The sequence below is a fragment of the Pseudomonas sp. LAMO17WK12:I10 genome (genome assembly GCF_900215185.1).
Classification (GTDB): Bacteria; Pseudomonadota; Gammaproteobacteria; order Pseudomonadales; family Pseudomonadaceae; genus Aquipseudomonas; species Aquipseudomonas chlororaphis.
Genome location: NZ_OBDX01000024.1, coordinates 97070 through 113885, shown reverse-complemented (window position 1 = coordinate 113885; position 16816 = coordinate 97070). Strand labels below are relative to the sequence as shown.

General features: G+C 55.4%; 13 protein-coding genes, 4 tRNA genes and 1 rRNA gene. All 18 read left to right on the top strand.

Translation table 11 applies throughout. The features are described from left to right. Nucleotides 1-99, top strand: a 5S ribosomal RNA gene (rrf, locus tag CRO75_RS23870); the annotation flags it as partial. A 166-nt stretch (nucleotides 100-265) separates the two neighbouring features. Continuing rightward, the gene (birA, locus tag CRO75_RS23865) at nucleotides 266-1225 is read left to right on the top strand and encodes a bifunctional biotin--[acetyl-CoA-carboxylase] ligase/biotin operon repressor BirA (protein WP_097138618.1); all 960 of its coding nucleotides are present in this window, start codon (nucleotides 266-268) and stop codon (nucleotides 1223-1225) included. Continuing rightward, a complete protein-coding gene (locus CRO75_RS23860; protein WP_097138616.1) occupies nucleotides 1215-1964 on the top strand; it encodes a pantothenate kinase in 750 nt (249 codons plus the stop codon). Before birA ends, CRO75_RS23860 begins: the two co-directional genes overlap by 11 nt. A 7-nt stretch (nucleotides 1965-1971) precedes the next feature. Next, the gene (locus tag CRO75_RS23855) at nucleotides 1972-2412 is read left to right on the top strand and encodes a hypothetical protein (RefSeq protein ID WP_097138614.1); all 441 of its coding nucleotides are present in this window, start codon (nucleotides 1972-1974) and stop codon (nucleotides 2410-2412) included. A 144-nt stretch (nucleotides 2413-2556) separates the two neighbouring features. Then, nucleotides 2557-2641: transfer RNA gene (locus CRO75_RS23850), tRNA-Tyr, on the top strand. A gap of 24 nt (nucleotides 2642-2665) precedes the next feature. Further along, nucleotides 2666-2739, top strand: a tRNA-Gly gene (locus CRO75_RS23845). A 26-nt stretch (nucleotides 2740-2765) separates the two neighbouring features. Further along, a tRNA-Thr gene (locus CRO75_RS23840) sits at nucleotides 2766-2841 on the top strand. An 84-nt stretch (nucleotides 2842-2925) separates the two neighbouring features. After that, the gene (tuf, locus tag CRO75_RS23835; protein ID WP_007924207.1) at nucleotides 2926-4119 is read left to right on the top strand and encodes an elongation factor Tu; all 1194 of its coding nucleotides are present in this window, start codon (nucleotides 2926-2928) and stop codon (nucleotides 4117-4119) included. 54 nt (nucleotides 4120-4173) lie between these two features. Beyond that, a tRNA-Trp gene (locus tag CRO75_RS23830) sits at nucleotides 4174-4249 on the top strand. A gap of 45 nt (nucleotides 4250-4294) precedes the next feature. Next, complete coding sequence (gene secE, locus CRO75_RS23825) at nucleotides 4295-4663, top strand: preprotein translocase subunit SecE (protein ID WP_009045851.1); 369 nt, start codon at nucleotides 4295-4297, stop codon at nucleotides 4661-4663. Nucleotides 4664-4672: 9 nt separating this feature from the next. Next, a complete protein-coding gene (gene nusG / locus CRO75_RS23820) occupies nucleotides 4673-5206 on the top strand; it encodes a transcription termination/antitermination protein NusG (RefSeq protein ID WP_002555501.1) in 534 nt (177 codons plus the stop codon). 118 nt (nucleotides 5207-5324) lie between these two features. Next, nucleotides 5325-5756 carry a 50S ribosomal protein L11 gene (rplK, locus tag CRO75_RS23815; RefSeq protein ID WP_003176435.1) on the top strand — a complete coding sequence of 144 codons (432 nt, stop codon included), beginning with the start codon at nucleotides 5325-5327 and terminating at the stop codon, nucleotides 5754-5756. Continuing rightward, nucleotides 5756-6451, top strand: coding sequence for a 50S ribosomal protein L1 (gene rplA / locus CRO75_RS23810; protein WP_007925952.1), 696 nt, complete (start codon nucleotides 5756-5758; stop codon nucleotides 6449-6451). Before rplK ends, rplA begins: the two co-directional genes overlap by 1 nt. A 198-nt stretch (nucleotides 6452-6649) precedes the next feature. Further along, the gene (gene rplJ / locus CRO75_RS23805) at nucleotides 6650-7150 is read left to right on the top strand and encodes a 50S ribosomal protein L10 (RefSeq protein WP_007925954.1); all 501 of its coding nucleotides are present in this window, start codon (nucleotides 6650-6652) and stop codon (nucleotides 7148-7150) included. 80 nt (nucleotides 7151-7230) lie between these two features. Beyond that, nucleotides 7231-7596, top strand: coding sequence for a 50S ribosomal protein L7/L12 (gene rplL, locus CRO75_RS23800; RefSeq protein ID WP_007925956.1), 366 nt, complete (start codon nucleotides 7231-7233; stop codon nucleotides 7594-7596). A 219-nt stretch (nucleotides 7597-7815) separates the two neighbouring features. Next, nucleotides 7816-11889, top strand: coding sequence for a DNA-directed RNA polymerase subunit beta (gene rpoB, locus CRO75_RS23795; RefSeq protein WP_007925957.1), 4074 nt, complete (start codon nucleotides 7816-7818; stop codon nucleotides 11887-11889). Nucleotides 11890-11953: 64 nt separating this feature from the next. Next, a complete protein-coding gene (gene rpoC / locus CRO75_RS23790; protein ID WP_097138612.1) occupies nucleotides 11954-16153 on the top strand; it encodes a DNA-directed RNA polymerase subunit beta' in 4200 nt (1399 codons plus the stop codon). A 200-nt stretch (nucleotides 16154-16353) separates the two neighbouring features. Continuing rightward, the gene (gene rpsL / locus CRO75_RS23785) at nucleotides 16354-16725 is read left to right on the top strand and encodes a 30S ribosomal protein S12 (RefSeq protein ID WP_003186084.1); all 372 of its coding nucleotides are present in this window, start codon (nucleotides 16354-16356) and stop codon (nucleotides 16723-16725) included. Nucleotides 16726-16816 lie beyond the last annotated feature (91 nt).

Genomic DNA, 16816 nt, shown 5'->3' with positions numbered 1-16816 from the left:
ATTGGAACCACCTGATCCCATCCCGAACTCAGAAGTGAAACGATGCATCGCCGATGGTAGTGTGGGGTTTCCCCATGTGAGAGTAGGTCATCGTCAAGATTGAATTCCGAAACCCCAATTGCGAAAGCAATTGGGGTTTTGTTTTGCGCGTGGGAAAACCTTTCAAATTGCAGCTGCTAGCTGCTTGATTGTGCCTGGTCACGCTTTCTATGCAACAGCCTTAGGCATGGCTATCATGCCTGCCTCATTGTGAGGCGAGATCTGCATGCTGACATTGTTGGAGCTTCTGAAGGATGGACGGTTTCACTCGGGCCAGGCCCTTGGTGCCGCCTTGGGTGTTAGTCGCAGTGCCGTGTGGAAGCAGTTGCAGCAGTTGGAGGCTGAGCTGGGGCTCTCTATCCATAAAGTTCGCGGCCGCGGTTATCAGTTGGCGGCCCCGCTGACGCTTCTGGATCCGGCTGATATTTACGAGCAATCAAAGGATTGCCCTTGGGCTGTGCTGGTTTTCGATTCTATCGACTCTACAAATGCCGAAGCTCTGAGGGCTGTCGAGCGTGGTGTGCCTACGCCGTTCCTGGTGCTCGCTGAGCGTCAGGCGGCGGGGCGTGGTCGGAGAGGGCGAAAATGGGCCAGCCCTTTTGCAGAAAATGTTTATTACAGCCTCGTACTGCGTATCGATGGTGGAATGCGTCAGCTTGAAGGGCTCAGCTTGGTAGTCGGGCTGGCGGTCATGCAAACCTTGCGCGAGTTTGGAATTGCTGGTGCGGGCCTGAAGTGGCCAAACGATGTTTTAGTTGGACGCAAAAAAATCGCCGGAATCCTGTTGGAGTTGGTTGGGGATCCTGCTGATGTCTGTCATGTAGTTCTGGGTGTAGGTATCAACGTCAGCATGCAGAAAACCGACGAGATTGATCAGCAGTGGACGTCTGTACGGCTTGAGTCCGGCAAGCAGGTTGATCGCAACCAGTTGGTTGCTCGGCTGAACATGATGCTGAAGGCTTACCTGGAGCGCCACCAAACCCAGGGCTTTTCCTCTATTCAAGAGGAATGGGAGCAGAATCACTTGTGGCAAGGTAGTGCGGTGTCTCTGATTGCTGGGGTCAATAAAATAGACGGTGTTGTTATGGGCATCGATCAGCAGGGCGCATTGCGATTGAGGGTGGATGGGGTTGAGAAGGTCTACAGCGGTGGTGAGCTCAGCTTGAGGTTACGCGATGATTCTTGAGCTTGATTGTGGAAACAGCTTCATTAAATGGCGCGTTCTGGATAATGCTGCGCTTGGGGTATTTGCTGAGGGTGTGGTTGATTCCGATGATGCTTTGGTCGGGCGTCTGCGTACGCTAAATGGCTTGGTTTTGACCCGCTGCCGCTTGGTCAGCGTGCGCACGGCTGAGGAGACGAGCAAGCTTACTTCCATGTTGGTACAGGCTTTTGGCGTGGCGGTGATCTGTGCTGCGCCTGCGAAAGAAATGGCCGGCGTAAGAAATGGTTATGAGGAGTTTGAGCGACTTGGCCTGGATCGGTGGCTTGCTATGCTGGGAGGCTTTCGCCTTGCGGCTGGTGCCTGTCTGGTACTCGATTTCGGGACGGCGGTTACAGCGGATTTCATTGCTGCGGATGGCGAGCACCTGGGGGGGTTTATCTGCCCAGGGATGCCATTGATGCGTAATCAGCTGAGAACTCACACTCGTCGAATTCGGTACGATGATTTGTCTGCCGAACGCGCGCTGGTGAGCCTGTTGCCGGGTCGTACGACGGTTGAGGCGGTAGAGCGCGGCTGCTCATTGATGTTGAGGGGGTTCGTTCTAACTCAGTTGGAGTTGGCGCGTGGTTACTGGGGAGATGATTTCGTAGTATTTCTCACCGGTGGTGATGCTGATCTGGTTTCTGGGGTTGTGCCGCAAGGGCAAGTGGTTCCGGATCTGGTTTTTGTCGGATTGGCTATGGCATGCCCATTGTCCTGAGGTTTCTATGCGCTGGTTGTTCCTGCTGCTCCTGGTTCTCAATGTGTTCTATTACGTCTGGCATCAGCAGGAAGCGCCTTTGCGTGCCAAAGAGGTAACACCTCTGACGCTTTATAAAGGGTCCCAGCAGGATATCCGCTTGTTGAGTGAGTCGTCTGACGCTCTCTCTAGGCGTGACAAAGGGGAGAGTGCTCAAGCCGATTGCCTCTATATAGGTGGTTTTGCTCGTCGTGATCAGGCTCAAATGCTCGAGCAGCGTCTGTCGGCATTGGGGGTGGAGGTCCGGTTGAAGTCCTTGGGGTTGCCTGATGCTTCTGGTTACTGGTTGCGGGTAGCTCCTGAAAGCAAGCATTTGCTGGATGATTCGCTGCTGCAGAATCTTGCTAAAGAATTCAATGAGTTAAAACATAAAATAATGTCATGCGAAGGCATTGCAACTGCCGAATAGTTTGCATAGAATGGCGCCCGCTCCGCAGTGAAGACCTCTAAGAGGTAGACGCAGCGAAGCAAGGTCAACGCAGCTAACCTCAGGTTTTTTAATGAGAAAATGCTTGACAGAAGGGTGGCATGATGTAGAATGCTGCCTCGCTTAGGAGGGGTTCCCGAGCGGCCAAAGGGATCAGACTGTAAATCTGACGTCTACGACTTCGAAGGTTCGAATCCTTCCCCCTCCACCAGATTTAGCGTGAGCTGCAGGCTCCGCGGGTATAGTTTAGTGGTAGAACCTCAGCCTTCCAAGCTGATGATGCGGGTTCGATTCCCGCTACCCGCTCCAAGTTTGCAGGTTGTGAAAAGTGTTTCGCTCTTGTAGCTCAGTTGGTAGAGCACACCCTTGGTAAGGGTGAGGTCAGCGGTTCAAATCCGCTCAAGAGCTCCATATAACAAGGCAGATATGAAAATATCTGCCTTTGTTTTAATGGCTTGTGTGACTTGCTCAATTCTTCTCCTAGGGGTGATTTCGATGGCTAAGGAAAAGTTCGAACGTAATAAGCCGCACGTCAACGTTGGTACCATTGGTCACGTTGACCACGGTAAAACCACTCTGACTGCTGCTCTGACTCGCGTCTGTTCCGAGGTTTTCGGTTCGGCTCGTGTTGACTTCGACAAGATCGACAGCGCCCCGGAAGAAAAGGCTCGTGGTATTACCATCAATACCGCGCACGTAGAGTACGACTCGAACATTCGTCACTACGCGCACGTTGACTGCCCAGGTCACGCCGACTACGTCAAAAACATGATCACTGGTGCTGCCCAGATGGACGGCGCGATCCTGGTTTGCTCGGCTGCCGATGGTCCGATGCCGCAAACTCGCGAGCACATCCTGCTGTCCCGTCAGGTAGGCGTTCCGTACATCGTTGTCTTCCTGAACAAGGCTGACATGGTAGACGACGCTGAGCTGCTGGAGCTGGTTGAGATGGAGGTGCGCGACCTGCTGAGCACTTACGACTTCCCAGGTGATGACACTCCAATCATCATCGGTTCGGCTCTGATGGCTCTGAACGGCCAAGACGACAACGAAATGGGCACTACCGCTGTTAAGAAGCTGGTAGAAACTCTGGATACCTACATCCCAGAGCCAGAGCGTGCTATCGACAAGCCGTTCCTGATGCCAATCGAAGACGTATTCTCGATCTCCGGCCGTGGTACCGTGGTAACTGGTCGTGTTGAGCGTGGTATCGTTCGCATCCAGGAGGAGGTTGAGATCGTTGGTCTGCGCGACACTCAGAAAACCACCTGCACCGGTGTTGAGATGTTCCGCAAGCTGCTGGACGAAGGTCGTGCTGGTGAGAACTGCGGCGTTCTGCTGCGTGGCACCAAGCGTGACGACGTTGAGCGTGGCCAGGTTCTGGTTAAGCCGGGTACCGTTAAGCCGCACACCAAGTTCACTGCTGAAGTGTACGTTCTGAGCAAGGAAGAAGGCGGCCGTCATACTCCGTTCTTCAAAGGCTACCGTCCACAGTTCTACTTCCGTACTACTGACGTGACTGGTAACTGCGAGCTGCCAGAAGGCGTTGAAATGGTAATGCCAGGTGACAACATCCAGATGACTGTCACTCTGATCAAAACCATCGCGATGGAAGATGGTCTGCGTTTCGCTATCCGTGAAGGCGGTCGTACCGTCGGCGCTGGCGTCGTAGCCAAAGTCATCGAGTAAGTTCTTGATATATCTCCATCGGGCCGGCATAATGGTCGGCCTGATTTTGTTTTTAGGTCAGTAGCTCAATTGGCAGAGCGACGGTCTCCAAAACCGTAGGTTGGGGGTTCGATTCCCTCCTGACCTGCCAGATTCACTCGGTGTGTCTGGCTTTCTTTTCACAGGATCTTCATAGATGACTCCTAAAGCTGAAGCTCAAGGCTCTCGCTTCGATCTGCTCAAGTGGCTTGTAGTAGTTGCTTTGGTGGTCGTTGGCGTTGTCGGTAATCAGTATTACTCCGCTTCGCCGATCCTGTATCGTGTACTCGCTTTGCTTGCTATCGCTGCTGTAGCTGCCTTTGTAGGCCTGCAGACTGCCAAGGGCAAGTCTTTCTTTGTACTGGTTAAGGAAGCTCGCACCGAGATTCGTAAAGTCGTATGGCCAACTCGCCAAGAAACCACGCAGACCACGTTGATCGTAGTGGCTGTTGTTCTGGTTATGGCGTTGCTGTTGTGGGGGCTTGATTCCCTGCTCGGCTGGCTCGTTTCCTTGATTGTTGGCTAAGGGTGTCCCGTGGCTAAGCGTTGGTACGTTGTGCATGCTTACTCGGGTTACGAGAAGCATGTAATGCGTTCGTTGATCGAGCGCGTAAAGCTGGCTGGCATGGAAGATGGCTTTGGTGAAATTCTGGTTCCCACTGAAGAAGTGGTTGAGATGCGTAATGGCCAGAAACGCAAAAGCGAGCGCAAGTTCTTCCCAGGTTATGTGCTGGTTCAGATGGACATGAACGAGGGTACTTGGCACTTGGTCAAGGATACTCCTCGGGTGATGGGTTTTATCGGTGGTACTGCCGACAAGCCTGCACCAATCACGGATAAAGAGGCAGAAGCCATTCTGCGTCGTGTTGCTGATGGTAGTGACAAGCCTAAGCCTAAGACTCTGTTCGAGCCGGGTGAGGTTGTTCGTGTTACCGATGGTCCGTTCGCTGACTTTAACGGCACTGTCGAAGAGGTTAACTACGAAAAGAGCCGGATCCAAGTGGCTGTGCTCATTTTCGGTCGCTCTACTCCGGTAGAGCTAGAGTTCAGTCAGGTCGAAAAGGCATAACTGAACGAGAATCCCATACCCCGCAGCCCAAGGCTGTGGGGTTTTGTCGTCACTGGGATAAACGCGCAAGTAACCGGGGAGCCTTTCCAGGCGTTTGAACCCGTAATTGGAGTGCCTCATGGCTAAGAAGATTACTGCTTACATCAAGCTGCAAGTGAAGGCCGCACAGGCCAACCCAAGTCCACCCGTCGGTCCAGCTCTGGGTCAGCACGGCGTGAACATCATGGAGTTCTGCAAGGCCTTCAACGCCCGTACCCAGGGTCTTGAGCCAGGTCTGCCGACTCCTGTGATCATCACTGTCTACAGTGACCGCAGCTTCACTTTCGAAACTAAGAGCACCCCTGCTTCGGTTCTGCTGAAGAAAGCTGCTGGCCTGACCAGCGGTTCCGCTCGTCCGAACACCGTTAAGGTTGGCACCGTTACCCGTGCTCAGCTGGAAGAAATCGCGAAAACCAAAAACGCGGATCTGACTGCAGCTGATATGGATGCAGCCGTGCGTACTATCGCCGGTTCTGCTCGTAGCATGGGCCTTAACGTGGAGGGTGTGTAATGGCTAAGCTGACCAAGCGCCAAAAGGCTATCGCCGGCAAGATTGAAGCGGGCAAGGCCTACAGCTTCGTAGACGCAGCTGCTCTCCTGACCGAGCTGTCGACCGTCAAGTTCAGCGAGTCTGTTGACGTCGCTGTAAACTTGGGTGTTGACCCACGTAAATCCGACCAGGTTGTTCGTAGCGCTACCGTGCTGCCACACGGCACTGGCAAGACTGTACGTGTAGCTGTGTTCACCCAGGGCCCAGCCGCTGAAGCTGCCCTGGCTGCCGGTGCTGATCGCGTAGGTATGGACGACCTGGCTGCCGAAATGAAAGGCGGCGACCTGAACTATGACGTAGTTATTGCTTCCCCGGATGCAATGCGCGTTGTCGGTCAATTGGGCCAGATCCTCGGTCCGCGCGGTCTGATGCCTAACCCTAAGGTTGGTACCGTAACTCCAGACGTAGCTGGCGCTGTTAAAAACGCCAAGGCCGGTCAAGTTCGTTATCGCACCGACAAAAACGGCATTATCCACACCTCCGTTGGCAAGGTCGGCTTCGACGCCGTCAAGCTGAAGGAAAACGTTGAAGCCCTGATCGCTGATCTGAAGCGTATCAAGCCGGCTTCCTCGAAAGGTATCTACGTCAAGCGCGTTACCCTGAGCACCACTATGGGCCCAGGTCTGGTCATCGACCAAGGTTCGCTGGACGTATAAGACACAGGTTGACGCAAGAGATTGCGTCAATTGAAAGATTGGGGTCCCTGCCTGGCGGGGGCTATCCAAGACCGTAGGCGACGCAAGTCTTAAACCACAAGCCTACGCAGATGGTGCTCCCGGTTCCTTACCGAATCAGACACCAAAACGACATCCGGCCTCGGTTGGATGAAACGGTAACAAGCAGGAGTTAAACCCGTGGCAATTAAACTCGAAGACAAGAAGGCCATCGTCGCTGAAGTCAACGAGGCTGCCAAAGGCGCTCTGTCCGCTGTCGTGGCTGATGCCCGTGGTGTGACAGTAGGCGCTATGACCGGACTCCGTAAAGAGGCCCGCGAAGCTGGCGTGTATGTACGTGTTGTACGTAACACCCTGCTCAAGCGCGCTGTTGAAGGCACTCAATATGATGTGCTCAACGACGCGTTCGTCGGCCCGACCCTGATTGCATTCTCCAAGGAACATCCGGGCGCTGCTGCTCGTATTTTCAAAGAGTTCGCAAAGGGTCAGGAAAAGTTCGAGATCAAGGCAGCTGCGTTCGAGGGCAAGTACCTCGCAGCAAACGAGATCGACGTGTTGGCTTCGCTGCCAACTCGCGACGAAGCTATTGCGAAGCTGATGAGCGTGATCCAAGGCGCTACCAGCAAGCTGGCTCGTACTCTGGCGGCCATTCGCGACCAGAAAGAAGCTGCTGCTGCCTAAGGCACTGCAAGCCCTTTCAAAATCATATGTTTAATTTGATGGCTGCGTAGGCTGTCACCCCAATACAGGAATTTATAGTCATGTCTCTGACTAACGAGCAAATCATCGAAGCAATCGGCCAGAAAACCGTTCTGGAAGTTGTTGAGCTGATCAAAGCAATGGAAGAAACCTTCGGCGTTACCGCTGCTGTTGCCGCTGCTGGTCCAGCTGCTGCTGCCGCTGTTGTTGAAGAGCAAACTGAATTCAACGTCATGCTGACCGAAGCTGGCGAGAAGAAAGTTAACGTGATCAAGGCTGTACGTGAACTGACCGGTCTGGGCCTGAAAGAAGCCAAGGCTGTAGTTGACGGTGCTCCTGCCATGGTTCTGGAAGGCGTTGCTAAAGAAGCCGCTGACAAAGCCAAAGCAGCTCTGGAAGAAGCAGGCGCTAAAGTCGAGCTGAAGTAAGCATCGACTTTGTGTCTCCAGCCCAAGCGTTAAGCTGAGGCTGATGGCTGGTGGCTCTTGCCACCGGCCTTTTTCCGTTATTGGCAGCCGACTGGGTCGGTGCCTTTAACGTGCTGTAACCACCCTGTGCGGTGGCGCAAACCAAAGGGTTTGCACGATTTTCTGGCTGCTCCCGTCGGGAGGGGCCAAATAAGCAGGTGACCAAGCTGGGGAACGCTGATGGCTTACTCATATACTGAGAAAAAACGTATCCGCAAGGACTTTAGCAAGTTGCCGGACGTCATGGATGTGCCGTACCTCCTGGCCATCCAGCTGGATTCGTATCGTGAATTCTTGCAAGCGGGAGCGACTAAAGATCAGTTCCGCGACGTGGGCCTGCATGCGGCCTTCAAATCCGTTTTCCCGATCATCAGCTACTCCGGCAATGCTGCGTTGGAGTATGTCGGTTATCGCCTGGGCGAACCGGCATTTGATGTCAAAGAATGCGTGCTGCGCGGTGTAACTTACGCCGTACCTTTGCGGGTAAAAGTTCGTCTGATCATTTTCGACAAAGAATCGTCGAACAAAGCGATCAAGGACATCAAAGAGCAAGAAGTCTACATGGGTGAAATCCCCCTGATGACTGAGAATGGTACCTTCGTAATCAACGGTACCGAGCGTGTAATCGTTTCCCAGCTGCACCGTTCCCCTGGCGTATTCTTCGACCACGACCGTGGCAAGACGCACAGCTCCGGTAAGCTGCTGTACTCCGCACGTATCATTCCTTACCGCGGCTCCTGGTTGGACTTCGAGTTTGACCCGAAAGACTGCGTGTTCGTGCGTATCGACCGTCGTCGCAAGCTGCCTGCATCGGTACTGCTGCGTGCGCTGGGCTACACCACTGAAGAGGTGCTGGATGCTTTCTACACCACCAACGTATTCCATGTGCGCGGCGAAAGCCTGAGCCTGGAGCTGGTGCCTCAGCGCCTGCGCGGTGAAATTGCAGTCCTCGATATTCAGGATGACAAAGGCAAGGTTATTGTCGAGCAGGGTCGTCGTATTACCGCTCGTCATATCAACCAGCTGGAAAAAGCCGGGATCAAAGAGCTGGAAGTGCCTCTGGACTACGTCCTGGGTCGTACTACCGCCAAGGTCATCGTGCATCCGGCCACCGGCGAAATCCTGGCAGAGTGCAACACCGAGCTGAACACCGAGATCCTGGCGAAGATCGCCAAGGCTCAGGTCGTGCGTATCGAAACGTTGTACACCAACGATATCGATTGCGGTCCGTTCGTTTCCGACACTCTGAAGATCGACTCCACCACCAACCAGCTGGAAGCGTTGGTCGAGATCTATCGCATGATGCGTCCTGGCGAGCCTCCAACCAAGGATGCGGCCGAGACCCTGTTCAACAACCTGTTCTTCAGCCCTGAGCGCTATGACCTGTCTGCGGTCGGCCGGATGAAGTTCAACCGTCGTATCGGTCGTACCGAGATCGAAGGTTCGGGCGTGTTGTGCAAGGAAGACATCGTTGCTGTTCTGAAGACTCTGGTCGACATCCGTAACGGCAAAGGCATCGTCGATGACATCGACCACCTGGGTAACCGTCGTGTTCGCTGCGTAGGCGAAATGGCCGAGAACCAGTTCCGCGTTGGCCTGGTACGTGTTGAGCGTGCGGTCAAAGAGCGTCTGTCGATGGCTGAAAGCGAAGGCCTGATGCCGCAAGACCTGATCAATGCCAAGCCTGTGGCTGCGGCGGTGAAAGAGTTCTTCGGTTCCAGCCAGCTGTCCCAGTTCATGGACCAGAACAACCCGCTGTCCGAGATCACCCACAAGCGTCGTGTCTCCGCACTCGGCCCGGGCGGTCTGACCCGTGAGCGCGCAGGCTTCGAAGTTCGTGACGTACACCCGACTCACTATGGTCGTGTGTGCCCGATTGAAACGCCGGAAGGTCCGAACATCGGTCTGATCAACTCCTTGGCTGCCTATGCTCGCACCAACCAGTACGGCTTCCTCGAGAGCCCGTACCGCGTGGTGAAAGAAGGTCTGGTGACCGACGAGATCGTGTTCCTGTCCGCTATCGAAGAGGCCGATCACGTGATCGCCCAGGCTTCGGCGACCATGAACGACAAAGGTCAGCTGATCGATGAGCTGGTAGCTGTTCGTCACTTGAACGAATTCACCGTCAAGGCGCCAGAAGACGTCACCTTGATGGACGTTTCGCCGAAGCAGGTAGTTTCGGTTGCGGCGTCGCTGATTCCGTTCCTCGAGCACGACGACGCCAACCGTGCGTTGATGGGTTCGAACATGCAGCGTCAGGCTGTACCAACCCTGCGTGCCGACAAGCCGCTGGTAGGTACCGGGATGGAGCGTAACGTTGCCCGTGACTCCGGCGTTTGTGTCGTGGCTCGCCGTGGTGGCGTGATCGACTCGGTTGACGCCAGCCGTATCGTGGTTCGTGTTGCGGATGACGAAGTTGAACCAGGCGAAGCCGGTGTCGACATCTACAACCTGACCAAATACACCCGCTCCAACCAGAACACCTGCATCAACCAGCGTCCGCTGGTGAGCAAGGGCGATCGGGTTCAGCGTAGCGACATCATGGCCGACGGTCCGTCCACCGACATGGGTGAGCTGGCTCTGGGTCAGAACATGCGCATCGCGTTCATGGCATGGAACGGCTTCAACTTCGAAGACTCCATCTGCCTGTCCGAGCGTGTGGTTCAGGAAGACCGCTTCACCACGATCCACATCCAGGAACTGACCTGTGTGGCCCGTGACACCAAGCTTGGCCCAGAGGAAATCACTGCAGACATCCCGAACGTGGGCGAGGCTGCACTGAACAAGCTGGACGAAGCCGGTATCGTTTATGTGGGTGCTGAAGTTGGCGCAGGCGACATCCTGGTCGGTAAGGTCACTCCGAAAGGCGAGACCCAGCTGACTCCGGAAGAGAAACTGCTGCGTGCAATCTTCGGTGAAAAAGCCAGCGACGTTAAAGACACTTCCCTGCGTGTACCTACCGGTACCAAGGGTACTGTCATCGACGTACAGGTCTTCACTCGCGACGGCGTGGAGCGTGACGCTCGTGCCTTGTCGATCGAGAAGAGCCAGCTCGACGAGATCCGTAAGGATCTGAACGAAGAGTTCCGTATCGTTGAAGGCGCCACTTTCGAACGTCTGCGTTCCGCTCTGGTCGGCCACAAAGCCGAAGGCGGCGCCGGTCTGAAGAAAGGTCAGGAGATCACCGACGAAGTACTCGACGGTCTTGAGCATGGTCAGTGGTTCAAACTGCGCATGGCTGAAGATGCTCTGAACGAGCAGCTCGAGAAGGCCCAGGCCTACATCGTTGATCGCCGCCGTCTGCTGGACGACAAGTTCGAAGACAAGAAGCGCAAACTGCAGCAGGGCGATGACCTGGCTCCAGGCGTGCTGAAAATCGTCAAGGTTTACCTGGCAATCCGCCGCCGCATCCAGCCGGGCGACAAGATGGCCGGTCGTCACGGTAACAAGGGTGTGGTCTCCGTGATCATGCCGGTTGAAGACATGCCGCACGATGCCAATGGCACCCCGGTCGACGTCGTCCTCAACCCGTTGGGCGTACCTTCGCGTATGAACGTTGGTCAGATTCTCGAAACCCACCTGGGCCTCGCGGCCAAAGGTCTGGGCGAGAAGATCAACCGCATGGTCGAAGAGCAGCGCAAGGTCGCGGAACTGCGTAAGTTCCTGGACGAGATCTACAACCAGATCGGCGGTCGTAACGAAGATCTGGATAGCTTCTCCGATCAGGAAATCCTTGATCTGGCGAAGAACCTGCGCGGCGGCGTGCCGATGGCCACTCCGGTGTTCGACGGTGCCAAGGAAAGCGAAATCAAGGCCATGCTGAAACTGGCGGACCTGCCAGAAAGCGGCCAGATGCAGCTGACCGACGGCCGTACCGGTAACAAGTTCGAGCGCCCGGTTACTGTTGGCTACATGTACATGCTGAAGCTGAACCACTTGGTAGACGACAAGATGCACGCTCGTTCTACCGGTTCGTACAGCCTGGTTACCCAGCAGCCGCTGGGTGGTAAGGCGCAGTTCGGTGGTCAGCGTTTCGGGGAGATGGAGGTCTGGGCACTGGAAGCATACGGTGCTGCATACACTCTGCAAGAAATGCTCACAGTGAAGTCGGACGATGTGAACGGTCGGACCAAGATGTACAAAAACATCGTGGACGGCGATCACCGTATGGAGCCGGGCATGCCCGAGTCCTTCAACGTGTTGATCAAAGAAATTCGTTCCCTCGGCATCGATATCGATCTGGAAACCGAATAACACGTGACGCGAATCGAGAGCGGGGCAGGATTGCCCGCTCTCTGCTCCGCCAGGAGGAAAGGCCTTGAAAGACCTACTGAATTTGCTGAAAAACCAGGGTCAAGTCGAAGAGTTCGACGCCATCCGTATCGGATTGGCCTCGCCTGAGATGATCCGTTCGTGGTCGTTCGGTGAAGTTAAAAAGCCGGAAACCATCAACTACCGTACGTTCAAGCCTGAGCGTGACGGCCTGTTCTGCGCCAAGATCTTTGGCCCGGTAAAGGATTACGAGTGCCTGTGCGGTAAGTACAAGCGCTTGAAGCATCGTGGCGTGATCTGCGAGAAGTGCGGCGTTGAAGTTGCACTGGCCAAGGTTCGTCGTGAGCGCATGGCGCACATCGAACTGGCTTCGCCGGTTGCCCACATCTGGTTCCTGAAATCGCTGCCGTCCCGTATCGGCCTGCTGATGGACATGACCCTGCGTGATATCGAGCGTGTTCTCTACTTCGAGAGCTACGTCGTTATCGACCCGGGCATGACCACCCTGGAAAAAGGTCAACTGCTGAACGACGAGCAGTATTTCGAAGCGCTGGAGGAGTTCGGTGACGACTTCGACGCCCGCATGGGTGCCGAGGCTGTCCGCGAGCTGCTGCACGCTATCGACTTGGAACACGAGATTGGCCGTCTGCGCGAAGAGATTCCGCAAACCAACTCGGAAACCAAGATCAAGAAGCTGTCCAAGCGTCTGAAGTTGATGGAAGCCTTCCAGGGTTCCGGCAACCTGCCAGAGTGGATGGTGCTGACCGTTCTGCCGGTTCTGCCACCAGATCTGCGCCCGTTGGTCCCGCTGGATGGCGGTCGTTTCGCGACTTCCGACCTCAACGATCTGTATCGTCGAGTGATCAACCGTAACAACCGTTTGAAGCGCCTGCTGGATCTGTCCGCTCCGGACATCATCGTGCGCAACGAAAAGCGTATGTTGCAGGAAGCCGTCGACGCACTGCTCGACAACGGTCGTCGTGGCCGCGCTATCACCGGTTCCAACAAGCGTCCTCTGAAATCCCTGGCCGACATGATCAAGGGTAAGCAAGGTCGTTTCCGTCAGAACTTGCTCGGTAAGCGTGTTGACTACTCCGGTCGTTCGGTAATTACCGTAGGTCCGACCCTGCGTCTGCACCAGTGCGGTCTGCCTAAGAAAATGGCTCTCGAGCTGTTCAAACCGTTCATTTTCGGCAAATTGGAAATGCGTGGCCTGGCCACCACCATCAAAGCCGCGAAGAAAATGGTCGAGCGCGAGCTGCCAGAGGTCTGGGACGTTCTCGCCGAAGTGATTCGCGAACACCCAGTGCTCCTCAACCGTGCACCGACCCTTCACCGTCTGGGTATCCAGGCGTTTGAGCCAGTACTGATCGAAGGTAAGGCTATCCAGCTGCACCCTCTGGTCTGTGCTGCGTACAACGCCGACTTCGACGGCGACCAAATGGCCGTGCACGTACCGCTGACACTGGAAGCCCAGCTGGAAGCGCGTGCGTTGATGATGTCGACCAACAACATCCTGTCGCCAGCCAACGGTGAGCCAATCATCGTTCCGTCGCAGGACGTTGTATTGGGTCTGTACTACATGACTCGTGAGGCGATCAACGCCAAGGGCGAAGGTCGTGTGTTCGCGGATCTGCAGGAAGTTGACCGTGTATTCCGTGCCGGCGAAGCCGCGTTGCATGCCAAGGTCAAGGTGCGGATCACCGAAACCGTCAATGACCGTGATGGCGGCAGCGTGACCAACACTCGTATCGTCGACACCACTGTCGGCCGTGCGCTGTTGTTCCAGGTTGTGCCAAAAGGTCTGTCGTACGACGTCGTCAACCTGCCGATGAAGAAAAAGGCAATCTCTAAGCTCATCAACCAGTGCTACCGCGTGGTTGGTCTGAAAGAGACTGTGATCTTCGCTGACCAGTTGATGTACACCGGTTTTGCCTACTCGACTATTTCCGGCGTTTCCATCGGTGTTAACGACTTCGTTATCCCGGATGAAAAAGCCCGCATCATCGGTGCCGCCACCGACGAAGTGAAAGAGATCGAGAGCCAGTACGCCTCCGGCCTGGTAACCCAGGGCGAGAAGTACAACAAAGTGATCGACCTTTGGTCGAAAGCGAACGACGAAGTATCCAAGGCGATGATGGCCAACCTCTCGAAAGAGAAAGTCATTGACCGTCACGGCGACGAAGTCGAGCAAGAATCCTTCAACTCGATGTACATGATGGCCGACTCGGGTGCGCGGGGTTCCGCAGCACAGATTCGTCAGCTGGCCGGTATGCGTGGTCTGATGGCCAAGCCGGACGGTTCCATCATCGAAACGCCGATTACTGCGAACTTCCGTGAGGGTCTGAGCGTACTCCAGTACTTCATCTCGACTCACGGTGCTCGTAAAGGTCTGGCGGATACCGCGTTGAAAACTGCGAACTCCGGTTACCTGACTCGTCGTCTGGTAGACGTGGCGCAGGATCTGGTTGTAACCGAGATCGACTGTGGCACCGAGCATGGCCTGGTAATGACTCCGCACATTGAAGGCGGTGACGTTGTAGAGCCGTTGGGTGAGCGCGTGTTGGGTCGTGTTATTGCCCGTGACGTATTCAAGCCAGGTACCGAGGACGTCATCGTTCCTGCCGGCACTCTGGTCGACGAGAAGTGGGTCGAGTTCATCGAGCTGAACAGCATCGACGAAGTGATCGTGCGTTCGCCGATCAGCTGCGAAACCCGCTACGGCATTTGCGCCAAGTGCTACGGCCGCGACTTGGCTCGTGGTCATCAGGTGAACATCGGTGAAGCTGTCGGCGTTATCGCTGCTCAGTCCATCGGTGAGCCGGGTACCCAGCTGACGATGCGTACGTTCCACATCGGTGGTGCGGCAAGTCGGACCTCCGCGGCCGACAGCGTTCAGGTGAAGAATGGCGGTACCGTCCGTCTGCACAACCTGAAGCACGTTGAGCGAGTGGATGGTCACCTGGTTGCTGTGTCCCGCTCCGGCGAGCTGGCGATCGCTGACGACTTCGGTCGTGAGCGTGAGCGTTACAAGCTGCCGTACGGTGCTGTGATTTCGGTTAAAGAGGGTGACAAGGTCGACGCTGGCTCTATCGTGGCCAAGTGGGATCCGCACACTCACCCGATCGTTACCGAAATGAAAGGTACCGTGACCTACGTGGGCATGGAAGAAGGCATCACGATCAAGCGTCAGACTGACGAATTGACCGGTATGACCAACATTGAAGTACTTGACGCGAAAGATCGTCCAGCTGCCGGCAAAGACATCCGTCCTGCCGTGAAGATGGTCGACGACAACGGCAAGGATCTGTTGCTGCCAGGCACTGACGTAATTGCTCAGTACTTCCTGCCAGCCAACGCCCTGGTCGGTGTAGCGGACGGCGCGAAGATCGCGATCGGTGATGTTATCGCTCGTATCCCGCAAGAAACTTCGAAGACCCGCGACATCACCGGTGGTCTGCCGCGTGTTGCCGACTTGTTCGAAGCTCGTCGTCCGAAAGAAGCATCGATTCTGGCTGAAGTCAGCGGCACCATCGCGTTCGGTAAAGAGACTAAGGGCAAGCGCCGTCTGGTCATTACCCCGAACGACGGTAGCGATCCGTACGAAGAGCTGATTCCGAAGTGGCGTCACCTGAACGTCTTCGAAGGCGAACAGGTAAACCGCGGCGAAGTTATCTCCGACGGTCCAAGCGATCCACACGACATCCTGCGTCTGCTGGGTGTGAGTGCGCTGGCCAAGTACATCGTGAACGAGATCCAGGACGTTTACCGCCTGCAGGGCGTGAAGATCAACGACAAGCACATCGAGACCATTCTGCGTCAGATGCTGCGTAAGGTTGAGATCGCTGAATCCGGCGATTCCAGCTTCATCAAGGGCGACCAGATGGAACTGACTCACGTACTGGTAGAGAACGAGCGTCTGAACACCGAAGACAAGTTTGTCGCCAAGTTCACCCGCGTTCTGCTGGGTATCACCAAGGCGTCGCTGTCGACCGAATCGTTCATCTCGGCGGCCTCTTTCCAAGAGACCACTCGCGTACTGACCGAAGCAGCGGTAACCGGCAAGCGCGATTACCTGCGCGGCCTGAAAGAAAACGTGGTCGTGGGTCGCCTGATCCCGGCTGGTACTGGCCTGGCCTATCACAGTGAGCGTAAGCGTCGCCGTGATGCAGACAGGCCTCTGCGCGTAAGCGCAAGTGAAGTTGAAGCTGCACTGACCGAAGCGCTGAACTCCAGCGGTAACTGAGGTCTGCAGTAGATTGAGATAGGGCCCCGGCTTTTCCGCTCACGAATCAAGACGATTTTGTCGGGGTTCGCTGATAGGGGAGGTCGGGGCCTTGCCTTGACTGGGGGCAAGATCCTCTTTAGACTCTTGTACCCCTAAATTTGGTGGGGCTTGCGCCCTGCCATTTTGTTTATGTCGAAAGACAACAGTGGAGCTAGTAGATGGCAACTATCAACCAGCTGGTACGTCAGCCGCGTAAGCGTATCGTCGAGAAATCCGACGTGCCTGCGCTGCAGAACTGCCCGCAACGTCGTGGCGTGTGCACTCGCGTGTATACCACTACGCCGAAAAAACCTAACTCGGCACTGCGTAAAGTATGCCGTGTGCGTCTGACCAACGGTTTCGAGGTTTCCTCGTACATCGGTGGTGAAGGCCACAACCTGCAAGAGCACAGCGTGGTACTGATCCGCGGCGGTCGTGTAAAAGACTTGCCAGGTGTTCGTTACCACACCGTTCGCGGCTCCCTGGATACCTCCGGCGTTAAAGGTCGTAACCAAGGTCGTTCGAAGTACGGTACCAAGCGTCCGAAGTAATCGGCCGTTTTGCAGTTAATTATTTTATTGAGTCGATAAGAGTAAGGTCGGGCACGAGTCCTTTGGATCAACTGTCCCGAGCTAACCTGAA

Bases quoted from the DNA above. Each gene is read 5' to 3' on its own strand.
- birA (WP_097138618.1), top strand. From the start codon at position 266: ATGCTGACATTGTTGGAGCTTCTGAAGGATGGACGGTTTCACTCGGGC.
- CRO75_RS23855 (WP_097138614.1), top strand. From the start codon at position 1,972: ATGCGCTGGTTGTTCCTGCTGCTCCTGGTTCTCAATGTGTTCTATTAC.
- rpoB (WP_007925957.1), top strand. From the start codon at position 7,816: ATGGCTTACTCATATACTGAGAAAAAACGTATCCGCAAGGACTTTAGC.
- rplK (WP_003176435.1), top strand. From the start codon at position 5,325: ATGGCTAAGAAGATTACTGCTTACATCAAGCTGCAAGTGAAGGCCGCA.
- CRO75_RS23860 (WP_097138616.1), top strand. From the start codon at position 1,215: ATGATTCTTGAGCTTGATTGTGGAAACAGCTTCATTAAATGGCGCGTT.
- secE (WP_009045851.1), top strand. From the start codon at position 4,295: ATGACTCCTAAAGCTGAAGCTCAAGGCTCTCGCTTCGATCTGCTCAAG.
- tuf (WP_007924207.1), top strand. From the start codon at position 2,926: ATGGCTAAGGAAAAGTTCGAACGTAATAAGCCGCACGTCAACGTTGGT.
- rpsL (WP_003186084.1), top strand. From the start codon at position 16,354: ATGGCAACTATCAACCAGCTGGTACGTCAGCCGCGTAAGCGTATCGTC.
- rplA (WP_007925952.1), top strand. From the start codon at position 5,756: ATGGCTAAGCTGACCAAGCGCCAAAAGGCTATCGCCGGCAAGATTGAA.
- rplL (WP_007925956.1), top strand. From the start codon at position 7,231: ATGTCTCTGACTAACGAGCAAATCATCGAAGCAATCGGCCAGAAAACC.